The organism is Rhodospirillaceae bacterium, assembly GCA_016712715.1.
Lineage (GTDB): Bacteria > Pseudomonadota > Alphaproteobacteria > Dongiales > Dongiaceae > Dongia.
Map to the genome: position 1 here is coordinate 480,782 of JADJQM010000002.1, position 18,751 is coordinate 499,532.

The window sequence follows — 18,751 nt, forward strand, 5'->3', positions numbered from 1 at the left end:
CCGCTCCTCGCAACTGTCGGGCCGGCATCGCCGGCTATTCCATGGCCCTTGCCCCGAAACCGGGCGATGAATGGGCGGCAGGTTGACCTGCCGCCCCACCATCTCAGATTGCTTCTGCGGCGGGTCAGCCGCCGATATGCATCCAGACCGATTTTGTCTGGGTGACGGTGGTGAGCGTCTCCAGGCATTTGTCGCGGCCCATGCCCGATTGCTTGAACCCGCCCCAGATCGAGGTCATGTCGCCATGGTCGAAGCAATTGACCCAGACGATGCCGGCCTCGATGTCGCGCGCCGCCTTGTGGGCGACCGACACGTCCGAGGTCCAGATCGAGGCAGCAAGGCCATAGATCGAATCATTGGCCATCTCGATCGCCTGGTCGAGCTTCTTGAACGGCAGGATGGTACCGACCGGGCCGAACACTTCTTCCCGCGCGATGCGCATCTTGTTGTTGACGCCCGTGAACAGGGTCGGTGCCACATAGCAGCCCTTTTCCATGCCCTTGGGCACGGCACCGCCGAGGCTGAGCTTCGCCCCTTCCTTCTTGGCGATGTCGATATAGCCCAGCACGCGCTTCTGCTGTTCCTTGGTCACCAGCGGACCCATCGTGGTCGCGGGGTCGAGTGGATCGCCCGGGCTGAAGCTGGCCTTCGCATTCTCCAGGAACTTTGCCACGAATTCGTCATGGATCTTGGCATCGACCAGGATGCGCGAACCGGCATTGCAGACTTCGCCCTGGTTGCCATAGATGCCGTTGACCGCATATTGCGCCGCCACGTCGAGGTCGGGTGCGTCCCTGGTCACGATCTGCGGTGTCTTGCCGCCGCATTCCGTGGTGACGCGCTTCATGTTGGACTGGCCGGCATAGATCATCATCAGCTTGCCGACGTCGGTGGAGCCGGTGAAGCCGATCTTGTCGACATCCATGTGAAGCGCCAGCGCCTTGCCGGCTTCTTCGCCGAGACCCTGCACGATGTTGAGCACCCCGGCCGGACCGCCGGCTTCCATGAACAGCTTGGCAAGCAAATTGCCGGACAGCGGCGATTGCTCAGCAGGCTTCAGGATCACCGAATTGCCAGCGGCCAGCGCCGGGGCGATCTTCCAGGACGCCATCATGAGGGGATAGTTCCACGGCACGATGCAGCCCACCACACCCAAGGGCTGGCGCAGGATGTAATGAAATTCCGTCGGTGCCGTCGCGGTGACGGTGCCCTCGATCTTGTCGATCGTTTCGCCGAAATACTGGAAGGTCATGGCGGCGCCGGGAATGTCGATGTTCAGCATTTCGCTGATCGGCTTGCCCATGTCGGTTGAATCGAGGAGGGCGAACTGGAGCGCGTTCTCTTCGATCAGCTTGCCGAACTTGTAGATCACCGTCATGCGGTCGCGCGGCGCCATCCTTGACCAGACACCGGATTTGAACGCCTTCCGCGCGGCCTTCACCGCCAAGTCGACATCGGACGCATCGGAGCGCGCGACCGAGGCGATGATCTCACCGGTCGCCGGGTTGATGGTCTCGAACTTGCGGCCCTTCTTCGCGTCGACGAATTTGCCGTCGATGAAGTTGCGCGTTTCGAATTTCAGCTTGTCGGCGTATTTGCGGAACGCCTTCTTGTCGAGTTTCTTCGCTTGATCGAGGTTCATGGCCTCATCTCCTCCATTGCGGCGCAGGCACCTGCCCGGCCTTGAATTGGCTACCGGCTTTGAGCGGCTCTTTGCGGCCAGCCTTGGCTTCGCTGGTTTATAGCATTGGCGATGTTTGGGCGGCTAGAGGTGGGCCCCATGCGCGAGGCGGCGACACTTCGCCGCGTGTGCCAAGGACACCTATTCCTTTGGGGATAGCGCCTCGGCCTCGATCTTCGCCAGTCTTTCCAGCGCACGGATGCGTTCGCGGTGGGCGGTATAGATGCCGGTCGCGATGATGACAGCGCCACCAATCCAGGTGGTGACCGCCGGCAGCATGTCGAACCAGACATAACCCACGGCCGTGGCCCATAGCAGTTGCAGATAGATGAAGGGGGCGATGACCGAGGCCGAGGCATAGGAGAAGGCGCGGATCACCAACGTGTGGGCAAGGCCGCCGGAGAGGCCCAAAGCCGCCAGCAGGAGCCATTGGTTGAAGCTTGGCGCCTGCCACAGGAAGGGCATGAAGCAGCTCAAGACCAGGCAGCCGACCAGTGCCGCGTAGAAGAGCGAGGTGGCGTTGCCGTCATGGCGTGCCACGACCCGGGTCAGCACATTGTAGCTGGTCCCGGTCGAGGCCGAGAGCAGCGGCAGGAGGATGGCGAGATGCACCATGCCGAAGCCGGGGCGGATGACGATGAGGACACCGATGAAACCGACCGCGACCGCCGCCCAGCGCCGGATGCCGACGCGTTCGCGCAGGAAGAAGTAGGAGAGGATCGTGATGACCAGCGGCTCGACAAAGGCCACGGCGGTGGCCGAGGCCAGATCGACATAGCTCACCGCCAGGAAGAACAGCAAGGTCGTCGCCAGCATGAGGAGCGAGCGCAGGAATTGGAGGCCGGGCTTGCGCGCCCGCAGCATGTCGCGCCAGGGCTGGGTCCAGCGCGATGGCGTTGAGACCTGCGGTGCCGCAACGGCCGGTTCAAAACGTGCCGCGACACCGGCATAGAGGATGGCAAAGACCAGGTGAAAGACATAGCGGCCCCAGGCCACTTCCATCACCGGCATGCCCTCGGCACTGAGATGCTTGACGATCGCATTGAAGAAGGAAAAGACGAAGCCCGCCGCCACCAGGCACAAGATACCGAACAGCGGCCGGTCACCGGCGATCTGGCGCTCGCGTGCACTTAGTGTCGGCACGGGATTTAGGTCGGCTGCTTCTGGGTCAGCCAAGTGTGCTGCCCACGAACATGCAATCGTCCACTATAGAATTCCCTTCTGCGCTACAGGCAATTTATACTTTTGCTCCATGCCGGCGTCTGATTTCCGTCCTCATCGCAAATACTGTGCCGGTTTGCTTTGAAGAATCGTCCGTATTCAAATGCGGTATAACAAAACGAAACACTTCTGAGTCGACAAGTCCGAGCGACTGATCTGCAATTTCCAATGCGGCCCATCGAGCGTACAGCTCTGGCTGCTCTTCCTGACACCACTGCAACAGCAGTTCCGCCTGTTCTCTCGTCGCTCGGGGGCTATCGCTCAGGTCAACAATTTTCTCCGTCATGGCACTCGTCCTTCATGATCACCGGAAGCGATTCTGCCGCTGTCTCTCCCCACCTCAGTACCTATCTTCACAAGGCGCGAGTAAACGAACTCGATCCACGTTTGGATCAGCCAAGGTTGAGGCGCTCCTTGGCGACCTGTTCGATGCGTGCCTTGAGGCCCGCATCCTGGCCGAGCAGGGCATGGAAATCGCGTGCCTTCAACTCCAGCAGCTTGCAGAAACCGAGCGCCACCACGTCGGCGTTGCGCGGATGGCCGGTGAGCAGCGCCAACTCGCCGAAGAAATCGCCGCTGCCCAGTTCGACGCTGGGCTCGACCACCACGCGGACGGCGCCCGACGCCACGAAATACATGGCGTCGCCCTTGTCGCCGCGGCGCACCACCTTTGATTCCGGCAGCACCAATTGCGGCGTCAGCAATTGGGCGATGGATTGCTGCCGCTTGATGTCGAGATCGCGGAAGATCGGGACCCGGCTCACCAAGTCGATGGCGGAAAGCTCGGGGTCAAGCTTGCAGCGCTTGTCGAGCCCGGTCCAATGGCGCTCCAGCTCGGTCGTCAATTCCCGCTCGACCTCGCCGCTCACCACGAGATTGGCGGCAAGCGACTGATAAGCAGCACTTTCCCGCTGGCGCGCGATGCGCCCCAGATATTGCCGCTGCAGGGCCGCGGCATAGGCCGGGTATTGCAGCTTCAGGGCCAGGAGCGATTCCTCGACCGCCTCGATGCGGCGCGAGGTGAGCTTGATGATCTCGGCCGAGGGCTCCTCGCCGATCAAAGGCTGCAGCCGGTCGCGGCTGAAGGGCACGAGGCCCGCCAGGACCTGGCGCTGGGCCATGAGGAATTGGAACCGATCGGCCAGCGCGTCGGTCAAGGGCCGTTCATAGCGCGTGGTCCGCTGCAGCCAGAGGGCGAAGCGGAAGGATTGGGAAAAATCCAGCCCGCGCTCGGCCGCTGCCACATAGCCGCGGCGCCCGGACCCGCGCACCGCTTCGCGCACATGCTGGGCTTCGCGCAGCAGCAGTTCGGCAATGCGCCGGTCGACGATGCGGCCATTGAGGAGGGCAAAGCAGCGCTCCACTTCATGGGCGGCAGCGACGGTGAGGCCGACCTTGACCATCTCGTCGGCCATCAGTTCGACACCGCGATGGGAGCGGGCACGTGCGACGGCAAGGCGCGCTTCGAGGCTTGAGAGGGCCGCATCGGCCACCTCGCGGTCGATCCCCTCGGCCCGCGCGATTTCGGACAGATCGGTCGCAACATCGCCCAGCGTCATCAGCTTGGCGCGGTCGCGCACGCCGCGCGCCACCGGATTGAGACGGTTGAGGCGGAAGAAACCGACCAGCGGCCGCAGGGTGATGCCGTTGATGAACAGGGTCAGCAGCACGAAGCCGGTGACCGAAGTGGCGATGAAATCGCGCATCGGCGCCGGGACCGCGGTGTTTTCGATGACGGCCAGCGCCAGGGCCAGGGACACGGCACCCCGCAGGCCGCCCCAGACGATCACGGTCTTGATGCGGTTGTTGATCCGCTGCATGAGACCGGCGCGGGTGAGGAGCGGCAGCAGCAGATAGACGGTGACGCCGCGTGCGGCGAGTGTTGCGAGATAGACCAGCAGGATGAAGCCGAATTCAAGGAGGCTGGTGCCTTCCATGATGCGCGGCACGAACATGGCCGCGAGCAGGAAGATCAGCGAATTGGCCCAGAAGCCGAGCTGGCCCCAGACACCTTCCATCTGCTCGAAGGTGTGCGGCAGCATGCGGATCTTGCCGGTCGACCCCAGCACCAGCCCCGCCACCACGCAGGAGACGACACCGGAAACATGGAAATAATGTTCCGGCACGACGAAGCTCAGGTAAGCCAAGGCGATGGTGAGGGTGATCTCCGCCTTCGGCCAGCCGCCGAGGAAGGGGAACAGGGCGCAGGCCGCGCGCGCCATGATGAAACCGGCGAGCGCACCGCCGATGAAGCTCACCAGGAAGCGGAACACCGTGTCGCCGATGCTGCCGCCGCCACCGCTCAGCAGCATTTCCAGGAGCAGGGCAAAGAGGGCGATGGCGGCTGCGTCATTGAACAGGCTTTCGCCTTCGACCAAGGTGGTGAGGCGCTTCGGCACGCCCACCTCGCGGAAGATGCCGACGACCGCGGCCGGGTCCGTGGTGGCGACGATCGAGCCCAGCAGCAGGCAGGCGATGAGGCCGAAGGGCGAAGCCGCGGCCAGGGCAAAGCCGACGGTCAGCGCGCAGATGACGACTGCGACCACCGCCATGGTGAGGACCGGTGCCAGATCATCGAGCAGGCGCCGGACGTCGATGGCAAGTGCCACCTCGAACAGCAAGGTGGGCAGGAAAATGAGGATGAAGGCCTCGGACGAGATCTCGACACTGGCCAGGGCGTCGATGATGTCATGGAGCATCGGCGATGGCACAGCGAGGTCGGGGCGCAGGGACACCACCGCCCCCAGGATGAAGCCGATGGCCGCCAGCAGTACCGAGTAAGGCAGGCGCAGTTTCGCCGCCAGGGGCGGCAACAGGCTCATCAAAGCGAGCAGGCTGACAAGGCCGAATACCACGAGGCCGGTTGTAGTCATGAAATCGGGGCTGCCTTCAGGCGGGAAACCAATCTGTCCCGGTCTTATAGCCCATGATCATGGCCCTGGTCCAAAGCCCTTCCCGAGGTTTTGTGATGAGAGCCCACAGAAAGCACCCCTCACCCCAACCCCTCTCCGCCGTCGGCGAATGTCGGCATTCGCCGACGGGGGGGGCGAGGGAGTATCGAGCGAGGTCGATCTAAAGCCCCTCGCCCCCCCGGGGAGAGGGGTTGGGGTGAGGGGCGCCTGTTAGGCCTCGCGCTTGACAAGAATCAGCGCCGGCCCCAATCGATGGACATGCGCATCCTGGGTCTCACCGGTTCCATCGGCATGGGGAAATCGACCGCGGCCCGGATGCTGCGCGCCCTCGGCCTGCCCGTCCATGACGCCGATGCCGCCGTCCACCACTTGCTGGCCAAGGGCGGCCGGGCGGTGGCCGCCGTTGCGGCGGCCTTTCCCGGCGTGGTCAACCAAGGTGCCGTTGATCGCCAGGCCTTGGGCGCCAAGGTCTTCGGCCAGCCTGCGGAAATGAAGCGGCTGGAAGCCATCCTGCATCCTTTGGTGCGGGACGCGGAGCGCCGCTTCCTGCAACGCTGCCGCCAGCAGCGGCACGACGTCGTGGTGCTCGACATCCCCTTGCTGTTCGAGACCGGCGGCGAAAAACGCTGCGACGGCGTGGTGGTGGTGACGGCGCCACAATTCCTCCAAAGTCAGCGGGTATTGAAACGTCCGGGCATGACGCCGGCGCGGCTTCGCCAGATCCTCGGCGCCCAGATGCCGGACCGGGAAAAACGGCGCCGGGCGGATTGGGTGGTCGAGACCGGCCTTGGCCGTCGACCGACCCTCGCTGCGCTGGCGCGGGTCGTGCAGTCGCTGAAAAATTGATCGATCTGCTCGATCAAACTCAATGGAGTGATCAGTAAATTCGATGATAGAGATGTTTGATGATAGGTGTGTTTGATTCGGGCCATGGCGGCCTGACCATCCTTCAAGCCTTGCAGCAGCGCCTGCCGCGCCAGGGCTTCATCTATCTGGGCGATCACGCCAACGCCCCCTATGGCCAGCGCTCACCGGACGAGATCTACGCCCTGACGCAGGCGAATGTGGCGACCCTGTTCGGCCTGGGCTGCACGCTCGTCATCCTCGCCTGCAACACGGCCGCCGCCGTTGCCTTGCGCCGCCTGCAGCAGGAATGGCTGCCACATCACTTCCCGCATCACCGCTGCCTTGGCGTCCTCGTGCCGATGATCGAGGAGATCGCGCATAATCCCTGGCATGCAATGGCCAGCCAGAGCGATTGGGACCGGCAGCCGGAGACGTTGGGCGTCTTTGCCACCCGCGCCACGGTGGCGAGCGGCGCCTATGTTCATGAAGTGGCAAAACGCGCGCCGCGCCTCCGGGTCTTCCAGCAGGCCTGTCCCGATCTCGCGGGCCTCATTGAGGCTGGCGCCGAGGAAGACGTGCTGGCGCCGATGATCGCCCGCTATGTGGCCGAGTTGCAGGCGCAGTTGGGGGGCGCTGTGCTCGACAGCGTGGTGCTTGGCTGCACGCATTATCCGCTGGTCGAACATCTGTTCCGCGCTGCCTTGCCCGAGAGCACGCGTCTCGTCTCGCAGCCCCAGCGCACCGCCGACTCGCTCACCGCCTATCTCTTCCGCCATCCGGAGATGAAGCGATTTGGTGCATTACCGGCGGAAATCCGCGCCTATACAACGGGAAATGCGGATCAGGTGACGATGCTTGCCAGCCGCTATTTCCCACGGCATCTTCGCTTCCAGCCGCTGCCCACACCTGCCGACCGGATGCACCATCATGCGTGAAATCGTCCTCGATACCGAAACCACCGGCTTTGATCCGGTGACCGGCGACCGCCTGGCTGAAATCGGCTGCATCGAGCTCGAGAATCACATTCCGACGGGCCGCAACTTCCACCGTTACATCAACCCGGAACGCGAGATGCCGGATGCGGCCTTCCGCATCCACGGCCTTTCCACCGCCTTCCTCGCCGACAAGCCGACATTCGCCACTGTGGCCGATGAGTTCCTGGCCTTCGTCGCCGAGGATCCGCTGGTCATCCACAATGCCGAATTCGACATGAAGTTCATCAACTATGAACTCGAGAAGTCCGGCAAGCGCGCGATCCCGTTCCAGCGGGCCATTGATACGGTCAAGATGGCGCGCACGAAGTTTCCGGGCTCACCGGCGTCGCTGGATGCGCTGTGCAAGCGCTTCAACATCGACAATTCGAACCGCACCCTCCATGGCGCCTTGCTGGATGCGCAGCTCCTGGCCGATGTCTATCTGGAACTGCTGGGCGGACGCCAGACCGGTCTGACGCTCGCCACCGACGATGCCGGCACCAGCGACATGAATTTCGCCAGGCGCGCCGGACCTGCCTCAAGCCGCCCGGTACGCGAGCCGCGCCTGTTCGCCCCCACCCCGGAAGAACTCGAAGCCCATGCGGCGTTCATTGCGAAATTGAAAGACCCGGTCTGGCTGCAGTAGCGGCACCCCTCACCCCAACCCCTCGCCCCGCTTGCGGGGAGAGGGCCGGGGTGAGGGGTCCTTAGACGCGCCTCACCCCTTCCACGGATCATAGGTCCCGAACGACCAGAGATGTCCGCCGGCATCGCGGGCCGAATATTCGCGCGCACCATAGCTGGTGTCGGCCAACGGGCGGACGATCTCCGCACCCGCCGCCTTGGCGCGGGCGTAATGCGCATCGATATCGGGGACGCACATATAGATCCCCATGCGTTCGGTCGACCAGGGATTGGCAGGGTCGGGCTTGCCGGTCGAGCCGAACATGATCATGGCATTGCCGAATTTCATCTCGGCATGCGCAATGCCGCCATCGGGGGCTTTGTGAACGGCATGCTCTGCGAAACCGAAGGCCTTTTGCAGCCAGGCCACGGCGGCAGGTGCATCGTCGTATTTGAGGGCGGGGAAAATCGTGGCTGTGTCGCTCATGTCGTCCTCCAAAGCGTGTTTGATGACACACTCTAGGACGAGGCCCGAAACCCGGTCTTGGATAAATTTTCCGATTAAATGCCGTGTTCGGCGAGATAGGCGCCCGGCGCCATCCCGGCGAAGTCGCGGAAGTCACGGTTGAAATGCGCCTGGTCGTAATAGCCGCAGCGGTCGGCGAGTTCGGCAAGACTGGGTCGGCCCCCGCCTTTCGATACTGGCCGTTGCAGATGCGCCAGCATCCGGTTGAAGCGATAGATGCGCCCGATCGTCTTGGGCGGCAAGCCGATCTGCTCGTGAAAGCGGTTGATGAGGCGCTTGCGGCTGATGGAGAGATCCTCGGCGAGCCTCCCGATGGCGACCTTGCCATGGCTGCGCTGCAATTGCTGGAGCGCCCAGGCGATGTCATTCGCCATCGGCACGCGGTCCATGATGCGCGCGAGCAGGAAGCTGTCTAGCATGTCGAAGCGCCGGCGCCAATCATCGGCATGGCGCAGTTGATCGATGAGATCCGCGCCCGCCGCCCCCAGCAGATCCATGAGATCAAGCGTGCGATTGGCGATCTCATGCATCGGCAATCCGAGCAGGCGATAGGCGCCAAGCGGTGTCAGATTGAGCTGCAGGCAGGCGGCGTCACCACCCGACAACGTGTCGGCCGATTGATCATGCAACCCGGCGATGAAGGAATCGAACGGCCGCAGGGCGCCGCTATCGGTGCGTGGCGATCCCACTTCCCAGCCGGGCCCGAAATTGAGGATGACCGGCACCATGATGACCGGCATCTGCCGGCGGAAGACCGGCAGCGGCGCCGCCTCGACCCAGCCCTGATACTCGCCGACGACCATGTTCTGAAGGCGTGGGTCAGGCGGCGCAAAAAATGCCTCCCACCGCGCCTGGTGGGTTTCGCCGGAAAGCCTGCGGAGAGTCCCGCTCACAATTCCCCGTCGACGACGATGACGTGGAGCTTCTTGGGCCCATGGGCGCCCATCAGGAGGATCTTGCCGATATCGGCACTGCGCGAGGGACCGGTCACGAAATTGACCGTGCGCGGCAGGGCGCCATCGGGGCCGCGTTTGACGCGCGCCAGCGCATCCTCATAGGTGCCGACGATCTGGCTCTTGGCAATCACCACCACATGCTGGTCGGGCAGGAAATGAAGCGTGGTCGGCGTGCCTCCTGAGGATTGCAGCACCATGGTGCCGGTTTCCGCCACCGCCGCCACGGCAGGTGTCACACTGGTCGGGTCCTTGCCATGGGAGCGGTCGCTCGACGTTTTCACCATCGGCGCCTTATCCCAGAACAGGCTGCTCACCCGCGCATCGGGCGAGAGGCGCACGCGGGCCTCGAAATTATTGTTGGCGAGATAGCGCGCGACAGCTGCCGGCACGTCGTCGCGGCTGGCCACCTCGTCCAACGTCGCCTTGGCATTGGCGAGCTGCGTCTTGAAGAGGCCGATGACATCGACGCCCGGCGCCGTGGCGCGCGCGGGGATGAGCGGCGTGGGTTTGCTGGGTGCCGGTTCGCCGTGGCGGCGATCCGCCTGCCGGCTGATGCCGGCGCGGATCGAGGCCAGCATGCGGTCGCGGCCGGTGCCGGATGTGCTCATGACCGCGCTCCCTTTTTGGCTTTCCATTGTTCATGAAAGGTGCGGCCCTGGCTGGCCGGGAGATCGCGGTGCTTGGTCCAGCCGGAGGCGAGCGGCGCCGAGCTCAAGCGCCCCTGCTGGCCGGCGAGATTGAACAGCGCGCGGGCTCCGATCCGCGTCACCAGGCGATAGAGCAAAGGCCGCTTCGCCATGAAGGCCCAGAACCACAGGCCGGAGCGTTCCGTCTGCGGCGTGATGGCGCGTGAGAACTCCCGTTCGCGCCAGTTGCGCAACAATTTGGGGATCGGGATGCGCACCGGGCAAACCGATTCACAGCGACCGCAGAGGGTCGAGGCATTGGGAGCGGTTTCGCGTTCTCGACACCCACCAGCATGGGGGTCAGCAGCGAGCCGATCGGCCCCGAATAGACCCAGCCATAGGCGTGGCCGCCCACCGAATGATAGACCGGGCAATGATCGAGGCAGGCGCCGCAGCGGATACAGCGCAGCATCTCCTCAAGATCGGAGCCGAGATAGGCCGAGCGGCCATTGTCGATGAGCACGACATGGAACTCCTCCGGCCCGTCGAGATCGGTCGGCCGCCGCGGGCCGCTGGAGAAGGTCGTGTAGACCGACTGCTCCTGGCCGGTGGCGGAGCGCGCCAGAATCCGCAGCAGGGTCATCGCATCCTTGAGGCTTGGCACCACCTTCTCGATCGAGGCCAGCACGATATGGATGCGCGGCAGGGTTTGCGTCAGATCACCATTGCCCTCATTGGTGACGATGGTGGTGGCGCCTTCATCGGCGATGAGGAAATTGGCACCCGTGATGCCGACATCGGCCTTGAGGAAGCCGGCGCGCAGCTTTTCGCGCGCTTCCGCCATCAGGCTTGCCGGATCCTCGAGATTGCGTGCGGGATCGAGATCGGTATGCGCTTCGCGGAAGGTTTCCTCGACCTGGGCCTGGGTGACGTGGAGGGCCGGGCCGATGATGGCTGGGCGTCTCGCCGCGCAGTTGAATGATATATTCGCCAAGATCCGTTTCGACCGGTTCGATGCCGTTGGCAAAGAGGAAATCGTTGATACCGATCTCCTCGCCGATCATCGTCTTGCCCTTGGTGACGGTCCTGGCGTTCACCGACCGGCAGATTTCCAAGACCTTGGCGCGGGCAGATTCACCGTCCGGGCACCAATGCACCTTGCCGCCGCGATCGATCACCGATTGCTCGAATTGCAGCAGGTAATGATCGAGATTGGCGATGATGTGGTTCTTGAGATCGCGGCCGATATCGCGCAGCGTCTCGAATTCCGGCATCTTGGCCACGGTGTTGAGCCGCGTCTGGATCGAATGCGAGCGCGCGATGCCGAGCGCTTCCTGCAGCGGCTTGTCCTGCAAGGCGCCGGTGGCATTTTCCTTGAAGGCATTGCTGGTGGGGACAAAGGTCATCGGCTGCGCTCCTCGCCGATGGCCGGTTCGCCAATCGCCGGTTCCTGGGTCATGCCGGCCAGCACTTCGGCGACATGGCGCACTTGCACATGGCTGCCGTCGCGCTTCATCTTGCCGGCAAGGTTCATGAGGCAGCCGAGATCGCCTGCGAGCAGCAGATCGGCGCCGGTCGCATCGATGGTCTCGACCTTGCGCGCCGCCATGGAATTGGAGACGTCGGGAAATTTGATGCAGAAGGTGCCACCGAAGCCGCAGCAGGCATCGGTCTCCTCCATCTCGGTCAAGGTGAGGCCCGTGACCTTTTTCAGGAGATCGCGCGGTGCCGCCTTCACCTTCATCTCGCGCAAGGATGAGCAGGAATCGTGATAGGTGCAATTGGCCGCGAGCGCCGCGCCGAAATCGGTCTTGCCGCATTGCTCGGCCAGGAACTGGGTGAGCTCATAGGTGCGCGCGGCAAGTTTTTCGGCCCGTGGGCCCCATTGCGCATCGTCGCCCAGCAATTGTGGGTAATGATGCTTGATCATGCCGCCGCAGGAGCCGCTTGGCGCCACGATGAAGTCAAACCCCTCAAAGGCCGCGATGGTCTGCTTGGCGATATCGACCGCCGTCCTGCGGTCGCCCGAATTATAGGCGGGCTGCCCGCAGCAGGTCTGGGACGGGGGCACGCTGACCCGGCAGCCGGCCTCCTCCAGCAGTTTCACCGCCGCGAAGCCGACGCTGGGGCGGAAGAGGTCAACGAGGCAGGTCACAAAAAGGGCGACATTGGCGCCCGTCCTAAATACTGGCTGGGCCGTTCCGGGCTGGCTGTTCACGCGTACTCACTTCAGGCTGCTGACGATGTCGACGACGTCGAGAGTTTTGCGCGCTGCCGCGGTCACTGGCAAGAGCATGAACCAGTTGCCGGGATTCTTCATGCTGCCGGCAAAGGTGAGCGCCGCCTCGCCGCTGCCCCAGAAGAAGTCGCCGCGCACCGGCCCCTTGATGGCAGTCCCCACATCCTGGGCCATCATCAGGCGGCGCAAGGGCGAGCCCTTCTTGGCGGCGCCATGATCAATCGGCCAGGAGGTATCCAGCCAGAGCGGCAGCCCCATCGGCACGAAGGCGGGGTCGACGGCCAGACTGCGCCCGGCGGTGAGTGTCACACCCATGGCCCCGACCGGCCCGTTTTCCTTGACCTCGCGGAAGAAGATGAAGCGCGGATTGCGGTTCATCATGGCCTGCGCCTTGTCCGGATTGGCGCGCAGCCAGGTACGGATGGTCTGCATCGAGGCCGATTTCCGGTCGATGATCCCTTCCTCGATCATGATCTTGCCGATGGCGACAAAGGCCTGCCCGTTATTGCCGGCATAGCCGACGCGCATTTCCGTCCCGTCGGTCACCTTGACGATGCCGGAGCCCTGGATCTGCAGGAAGAAGGCGTCAACCGGGTCCTTCAGCCAGAGGAATTCAAGGCCCTGGCCGCGCAAGGCGCCCGCCTCGATCTCGGCCCGCGTCAATTTGGTCGGTGTCTTCGGCGCGCGGTAGAGCGGGTACATGTGGAGCGAATCGGGCTGGCGCGCGGCCTCGATCTCCGCCTCGTAATAACCGGTGAAAAGTCCCGATTTGCCGCGGATATCCACTGCCGTGAAGGGCACGAACCAGCGTTCGAAAAAAGCCCGGGCCAGGGCCGGGTCGTTGCGGCCCTTCAGTTCGGCGGCGGCCGCGCAGGGCGCCTGCCAATCGCCGGCAAGCCCGGCCAGCCCCTTGGGACCGATCGGTTCCTCCGCCGGCTTCTTGAGGATCACCTTGCAGGAATTGAGCAGCGCCGGCAGCGCTTCCTCGAGCCGGTCATCGCCCCAGCCGGGCAGCATGGAATAGGAACTGGGACTGACCTTGAGGCCGGGCGGCGATTCCGGGGGCGTACAGGCCACCAGCAGCGTGGCAAGGCCGAGGAGGCAAGCGCCTGCCATCAACCATGAACCCGCGCCATTGCCTGGAACGCTGCCCGATTTGCCCTGCATCCCCGTCAGCTTCCCCCGAAGCGCTAGCGTTCCGCCGTTTATTGTGGCGTTTCGGTTGCCACCAACTGCCAATTGGGATCTCGCGACGTGGTGTCGCGCGCGAAAGTCCAGATATCGATCAGGACATCGACATGGGTCGGATCGCCCTCGATCACGGTACCGCCGGCATCCTCGGTGATGCTGATCTGCTCGCTGACGAATTTGACCGTCACGCGCGCTTCCTTGCCGGCCATTTCCGCGCCGGTGATCTGCGCCTGCGTAATGCCGATCAGCGTGGTCTTGAGGCGGTGGCCAAGCCGGTTCCGTTCGGCGATCGCCGCGGCGAAATTGTCGTAGACGCTGCGCGCCAGCAAGGCCTGGAGCGCCTTGACCTCGCCCGCGGCAAAGGCCTGGACGATCATGTCGAAGGCGATTTTGGCACCGCCGACGAACTCCGGCGCGTCGAAGGTGGGATCGGCCTTGGTGATGGCGGCAATGCCGTCGCGGACAGCTTCCGGCCCGCGGCTGATCTCGCCCTCGATCTGGCGGCGATCACGCGGCGTGAGGCCACCGCGCTGACCCGTGTCGCGCGCCGCCGCCGCAGGTTCCGGCTGCGCGTCGGGCTCATTCCGCACCACCGTCGGTCGACGGCTGCCGATCTGGATGGGCGCCTCGGGCTCGTCGCGCCCAGCCTGACGGCGGGCGCCAAGATCCTTGGGATCGGGCCGGGCAAAGGGGTCGATGCGGGGCTCATTGCCGGTGCGTCGACCGAGCACGGTATAGAGCTTCCAACCCAGAACCACGGCGACAATGGCGAAAAAGACGATATCGAGATGTTGCAAGAACGGTAATCCTTGTCGATACAAAGGCGGCATCTTGCGTAACCGGCGCGCGGCTACCAAGTTTGTGGCACCAATTTCTGCGTCACCAACTCTCCCGCTACAACAAGGGCGCCCCGATTTGGTTCGCCCGCCAGCCGATTTCGACCATATGGGCGATTTCGACCATTCTTCGGCAGGCTCGCTGGACCGGGACACGGCCTTGGGCTAAAGCGTTGATCCGGCATTCTACATAGGAAGTCGGCCCAGTGACAGCAAGTCGGCATTGCTTCCCGACTGCGGACGGGGCCGCAGGGAAAAATTGACCCAATTCACGCCATTCTTCACGGCAAGGCGCTGCTTTCACAGCGATTTTGCCCATTACAGCGGCCGACGGCCATGATTCGGCTGCTGGTTGGCCTGATCGTGGCCCTGCCCTTCCTGGAAATCGCCGGATTTGTCGTTATCGGCGGGCGGATCGGCCTCGGCCTCACCTTGTTATGGCTGCTGGCGGCTGGAATGCTCGGCATGGCCCTGATCCGTCATGGCGGGCTCAATGCCCTGACCAAACTGCAATCCGCCCTCAATGAACAGCGTGAACCGGGCCATAGCCTGATCGACGGTGCCGTGATGGTGACCGCCGGCCTGCTGCTGATCGTGCCCGGATTCGTCAGCGACCTCCTTGCCCTCATCCTGGTGCTGCCGGTGACGCGCAACTTCCTGCTGCGCCATGCCGCAAGCCATTTCGAGACGCGCATCTATCGCAGTGGCGGCGCTCATGGCAGCACCCGGACCAGTCATACCGTTATCGAGGGCGAATTCGAGATCATCGAACCGGAGGATGCGACCTCTTCTCCGCCCAGGGACAAAACAACGCGCCATCTTGAAAGACCCGAAGACGCATCATGATCCTCATCCGCCACGGCCAATCCGAGTTCAATGCGCATCACGACCGCACCGGGCGCGACCCCGGCATTCCCGACCCCAGATTGACCGAGCTTGGCCGCCGGCAGGTCGCTGCATCGGCCGAAGCGCTCAAGCGCCACAGCCATCCGATCCGCCGCCTCCTCGCCAGCCCCTACACGCGCGCCATTGAAACGGCGGAGATCGTCGCCCGCGTGCTCGACCTGCCCATTGAAATCGAACACAGCGTACACGAGCATGCCCATTACCATTGCGACATCGGGACACCACGCAGCCGGCTCGCCGAACGCTGGCCGGCGCTCTCCTTCGACCATATCGAGGAAACCTGGTGGCCCAATCTCGACGAGACCCGCGACCAGGTCGAACAGCGCTGCCAGGCTTTCCACCGCCGTGCCGCAGCGTTGGCCGATTGGCAGCATGTCGCCGTGGTCAGCCATTGGGGCTTCATCCTGCAACTGACCGGCCATTCCGCCGCCAATGCCGAACTGGTGCCGTTCGATCCGACAAGGGAGCGGCGGGTGAAGTTGGGCGTGAAATAGTTCTTCGCAACACCCCCTCACCCCAACCCCTCTCCCGCGAGTGGAGAGGGGCTTTTGCCACGCGCTTACACCAGAATCAGTCGACCAGATTGGGTATTGCCGGCAGATCTCATTCCCTCTCCCCTCGCGGGAGAGGGTCAGGGTGAGGGGGCCGTGCCAGCAAGCTCGTTGCCAATGGGAAACCCGGACCATGACTCTCCCCATCCTCACCACACCGCGCCTAACACTCCGACCGCTCGCGATGAGCGATGCGCCGGCGCTGCATCAATGGCTCTCCGATCCGCAGGTCATGCGTTATTGGTCAACCTTGCCGCATACCGAGATCGCGCAAACCGAAGCCTGGGTGCAAAGCAGCCTCGACGCCATGGCCAAGGGGGAGGCGCAGGATTTCGCGGTGCTGCACGACGGCCGCGTCATCGGCCGCGTTGCGTTCTGGCAGGGCGACGAGATCGGTTTCCTGTTCGACCCCAAGGCCTGGGGCAAGGGTTTTGCCAGCGAAGCCCTGCGCGCCATCGCCGCTTATGGATTCGAGGTTCTCGGCTTTGACGAAATCCGCGCCGATGTCGATCCCGACAACGCCGCCAGCCTGCGGGTCCTGGAGCGCGTCGGATTCAAACGTACCGGCTTTGCGGAAAAGACCTTCGAGATTGGCGGCAAGTGGTTCGACAGCGTGTATCTGAGCCTGAAGCGGCCCTAGAAATTCTCCGACCAGGGCCGCAGATCGACCTCATGGCTCCAGGCGTTGCGCGGCTGTTTGTGGATGCTGAGATAGGTTTCGGCGATGGCCTGCGGCGAGAGCCATTTATCCTCATCCGTGGGATCGCGTCCCGAGCGCATGCCGGCGATGCCGCCATCGATGATGAAATGGGCGACATGGATGCCCTTGGGGCCGAGTTCGCGCGCCATGCTTTGGGCGAGGCCACGCAGGGCGAACTTGCCCATGGCGAAGGGGGCCGATTGCGCAAAGCCCTTGGTGCTGGCCGAGGCGCCGGTGAAGAAGATCGACCCCTTGCCGGCACCCTCCATCACCCGGGCAGCCCCCTGCCCCACCAGGAAGCCGGCCAGCGCGTTGTTGCGGAGCGCCGCCTCGGCGTCGATCGGGTCGATTTCGGCGATGGGTGCCCGCGGCGCGCGGTAGCCGACATTGAACACCACCAGTTCTGGGACACCGAAATCCCGCTCGGTCACCGAGAACAGGCGCGACACGGCCGCCGCCTCGCTGGCATCACAAGCCATGGCGCGAGCGCCCATTTCGGCCACCAGGGGGGCCAGTTTGGCGATATCGCGGGCCACCAGGACCAGTTTCAAGCCGTCGGCGGCGCAGGCGCGCGCCAAAGCCGCCGAAAGACCGCTGCCGGCCCCAACAATGATCGCATATCGGCTCATCCGGCTGATTTTCCTTTTGTCGCAGGGGGGCCAGATTGCCCAGCCTGTGACCCCGCGGTCAACCCAATGGTCGCTTGCGCGATCCGCTTCCAGGTTGCACCAAGGCCCCAGGGATGGTAGCGGAACGCCAACCCGCGCAAAGACCTACCCCAAGGAGCGTTTCCATGACCGACCAGAACCCAGCACCCGCCAATGCCGCCGGCCAGGACCAGGCCGATACCGGCCCGGCGCTGGTTGTTATGCATCAGTTTCTGAAGGACTTTTCCTTCGAAAACCCGCTGGGCCACGAAACGCCGACCGCGCTCAAGGAAGCCCCCACCGGCATCATCCGGGTCGATGTGCGCGTGAAGCCGCTGACGCCCCCGGATATCGAGGTCGTCCTGTTCATGTCGGTCGATGCCAAGATCGGCGACAAATCGGTCTATCTGGTGGAAAGCGAATATGCTGGCCTCTTCCGCCTCGGCCGCGTGCCGCAGGAGCATGTCCTGCCGCTGGTCATGATCGAGGCCCCGCGCCTCCTCTTCCCCTTCGCCCGCCAGATCATCGCCAATGCGGTCGCAGCCGGCGGCTTCCCGCCGCTCCTCATCAACCCGGTCGATTTCGTCGCCATGTACCGCGAGAAGCGCGAAGAAATGCTGAAGCAGGCCGAGGCGCAAAAAGCCGCAGCACCCGGTACCGCGGCCGTCAACTGATCCCGATCCGCTAACAGACCGTGGCCGGCAAGCGGCGCCTCACTGAGCAGGAGCTTGCCCTCTGGCAGGCTGTTGCCAGTACCGTGGCGCCGCTCAAACGCAAGCGCCGCAAGAAAGACGGCAGCGCCAAGCCGAAACCTGGCGCTGCCGTCGTGCTCCCCAAAGTGCCGGAGAAAACACCGGTAAAAGCCGCACCGCCGGCCAAAGCCGCTAAGGCGCCGCCACCCAAGCCCGCAGCCGTCAAGCCCGCGCCGCTGCCGCCCTTGCTGACGCCGTCACCCATTCCAGGTGCCATGCCCGGCATCGACAAGCGCCAGGGCGAGCGCTTCCGCCGCGGGCAAATGCCGATCGAGGGCAAGATCGACCTCCACGGCCGCACGCAGAACGAAGCGCATGACGCCCTCCTCCATTTCATCGAACGCGCCCACAAGGCCGGCAAGCGCAAACTGCTGGTCATCACCGGCAAGGGCATGACCCAAGGAAACGCTAAGGTGGCGAAATCGGGCATTCTGAAATCGCTCGTCCCGCGCTGGCTCAACGAGCCCATCTTCCGCCGCCTGGTGCTGGCGATCTCGCAGGCAAGGCCAGAACATGGCGGCGAAGGTGCGCTCTATGTTTTGTTGAAGCGCATCAAATAGCGC

The 18,751-nt window shown here is 63.9% G+C and carries 19 protein-coding genes and 1 pseudogene; 8 read left to right on the plus strand and 12 right to left on the minus strand.

Annotated elements, in window-relative coordinates:
• Positions 1-124 precede the first annotated feature (124 nt).
• The 4 genes from IPK59_12980 to IPK59_12995 form a co-directional block, all read right to left on the minus strand.
• Positions 125-1,642 (minus strand): aldehyde dehydrogenase, encoded by a 1,518-nt coding sequence (locus tag IPK59_12980; protein MBK8159631.1) that lies wholly within the window; start codon positions 1,640-1,642, stop codon positions 125-127.
• A 180-nt stretch (positions 1,643-1,822) separates the two neighbouring features.
• Positions 1,823-2,857 (minus strand): DMT family transporter, encoded by a 1,035-nt coding sequence (locus tag IPK59_12985; GenBank protein ID MBK8159632.1) that lies wholly within the window; start codon positions 2,855-2,857, stop codon positions 1,823-1,825.
• 61 nt (positions 2,858-2,918) lie between these two features.
• Entirely contained in the window at positions 2,919-3,188 is a 270-nt protein-coding gene (locus tag IPK59_12990) for a hypothetical protein (GenBank protein ID MBK8159633.1), read from the minus strand.
• A 106-nt stretch (positions 3,189-3,294) separates the two neighbouring features.
• Positions 3,295-5,775 (minus strand): cation:proton antiporter, encoded by a 2,481-nt coding sequence (locus IPK59_12995; protein ID MBK8159634.1) that lies wholly within the window; start codon positions 5,773-5,775, stop codon positions 3,295-3,297.
• A gap of 297 nt (positions 5,776-6,072) precedes the next feature.
• Here IPK59_12995 and IPK59_13000 point away from each other — a divergent pair, with 297 nt between their 5' ends.
• The 3 genes from IPK59_13000 to dnaQ are packed head-to-tail and all read left to right on the plus strand — an operon-like array spanning position 6,073 to position 8,280.
• Positions 6,073-6,660, plus strand: a complete 588-nt coding sequence (locus tag IPK59_13000) for a dephospho-CoA kinase (protein MBK8159635.1) — start codon at positions 6,073-6,075, stop codon at positions 6,658-6,660.
• Between the two features lie 59 nt (positions 6,661-6,719).
• On the plus strand, positions 6,720-7,595 hold the full coding sequence (gene murI / locus IPK59_13005) for a glutamate racemase (protein MBK8159636.1): 876 nt from the start codon (positions 6,720-6,722) through the stop codon (positions 7,593-7,595).
• Positions 7,588-8,280, plus strand: a complete 693-nt coding sequence (dnaQ, locus tag IPK59_13010) for a DNA polymerase III subunit epsilon (protein ID MBK8159637.1) — start codon at positions 7,588-7,590, stop codon at positions 8,278-8,280. Before murI ends, dnaQ begins: the two co-directional genes overlap by 8 nt.
• A 72-nt stretch (positions 8,281-8,352) precedes the next feature.
• On the opposite strand, the gene IPK59_13015 is transcribed toward dnaQ, so the two are convergent.
• From IPK59_13015 to IPK59_13045, 7 genes and pseudogenes are all read right to left on the minus strand, one after another.
• Positions 8,353-8,745 (minus strand): VOC family protein, encoded by a 393-nt coding sequence (locus tag IPK59_13015; GenBank protein ID MBK8159638.1) that lies wholly within the window; start codon positions 8,743-8,745, stop codon positions 8,353-8,355.
• A gap of 74 nt (positions 8,746-8,819) precedes the next feature.
• A complete protein-coding gene (locus tag IPK59_13020; GenBank protein ID MBK8159639.1) occupies positions 8,820-9,677 on the minus strand; it encodes an AraC family transcriptional regulator in 858 nt (285 codons plus the stop codon).
• Positions 9,674-10,348 (minus strand): LUD domain-containing protein, encoded by a 675-nt coding sequence (locus tag IPK59_13025; protein MBK8159640.1) that lies wholly within the window; start codon positions 10,346-10,348, stop codon positions 9,674-9,676. Before IPK59_13025 ends, IPK59_13020 begins: the two co-directional genes overlap by 4 nt.
• Positions 10,345-11,772 (minus strand): annotated as a pseudogene (locus tag IPK59_13030) (lactate utilization protein). Before IPK59_13030 ends, IPK59_13025 begins: the two are co-directional and overlap by 4 nt.
• The gene (locus IPK59_13035) at positions 11,769-12,584 is read right to left on the minus strand and encodes a (Fe-S)-binding protein (GenBank protein MBK8159641.1); all 816 of its coding nucleotides are present in this window, start codon (positions 12,582-12,584) and stop codon (positions 11,769-11,771) included. The pseudogene IPK59_13030 and the gene IPK59_13035 overlap by 4 nt, the downstream one beginning before the upstream one ends.
• A gap of 6 nt (positions 12,585-12,590) precedes the next feature.
• A complete protein-coding gene (locus IPK59_13040) occupies positions 12,591-13,721 on the minus strand; it encodes an MltA domain-containing protein (GenBank protein ID MBK8159642.1) in 1,131 nt (376 codons plus the stop codon).
• Between the two features lie 89 nt (positions 13,722-13,810).
• On the minus strand, positions 13,811-14,593 hold the full coding sequence (locus IPK59_13045; protein ID MBK8159643.1) for a Tim44 domain-containing protein: 783 nt from the start codon (positions 14,591-14,593) through the stop codon (positions 13,811-13,813).
• Between the two features lie 375 nt (positions 14,594-14,968).
• Here IPK59_13045 and IPK59_13050 point away from each other — a divergent pair, with 375 nt between their 5' ends.
• The 3 genes from IPK59_13050 to IPK59_13060 all read left to right on the plus strand — a co-directional run bounded on the left by IPK59_13050 (position 14,969) and on the right by IPK59_13060 (position 16,729).
• A complete protein-coding gene (locus IPK59_13050) occupies positions 14,969-15,478 on the plus strand; it encodes an FxsA family protein (GenBank protein MBK8159644.1) in 510 nt (169 codons plus the stop codon).
• Complete coding sequence (locus tag IPK59_13055) at positions 15,475-16,032, plus strand: histidine phosphatase family protein (GenBank protein MBK8159645.1); 558 nt, start codon at positions 15,475-15,477, stop codon at positions 16,030-16,032. The genes IPK59_13050 and IPK59_13055 overlap by 4 nt, the downstream gene beginning before the upstream one ends.
• Before the next feature lie 190 nt (positions 16,033-16,222).
• Positions 16,223-16,729 carry a GNAT family N-acetyltransferase gene (locus tag IPK59_13060; GenBank protein ID MBK8159646.1) on the plus strand — a complete coding sequence of 169 codons (507 nt, stop codon included), beginning with the start codon at positions 16,223-16,225 and terminating at the stop codon, positions 16,727-16,729.
• Here the strand turns inward: IPK59_13060 and IPK59_13065 are convergent.
• Positions 16,726-17,418: an SDR family NAD(P)-dependent oxidoreductase gene (locus IPK59_13065; GenBank protein ID MBK8159647.1), complete on the minus strand. Its 693-nt coding sequence runs from the start codon at positions 17,416-17,418 to the stop codon at positions 16,726-16,728. The genes IPK59_13060 and IPK59_13065 overlap by 4 nt on opposite strands.
• A 164-nt stretch (positions 17,419-17,582) precedes the next feature.
• Between IPK59_13065 and secB the strand changes: the two genes are divergently transcribed.
• Together secB and IPK59_13075 are read left to right on the plus strand one after the other, a co-directional pair.
• Complete coding sequence (gene secB, locus IPK59_13070; protein MBK8159648.1) at positions 17,583-18,110, plus strand: protein-export chaperone SecB; 528 nt, start codon at positions 17,583-17,585, stop codon at positions 18,108-18,110.
• 20 nt (positions 18,111-18,130) lie between these two features.
• Entirely contained in the window at positions 18,131-18,748 is a 618-nt protein-coding gene (locus IPK59_13075) for a Smr/MutS family protein (protein MBK8159649.1), read from the plus strand.
• Positions 18,749-18,751: the final 3 nt, after the last annotated feature.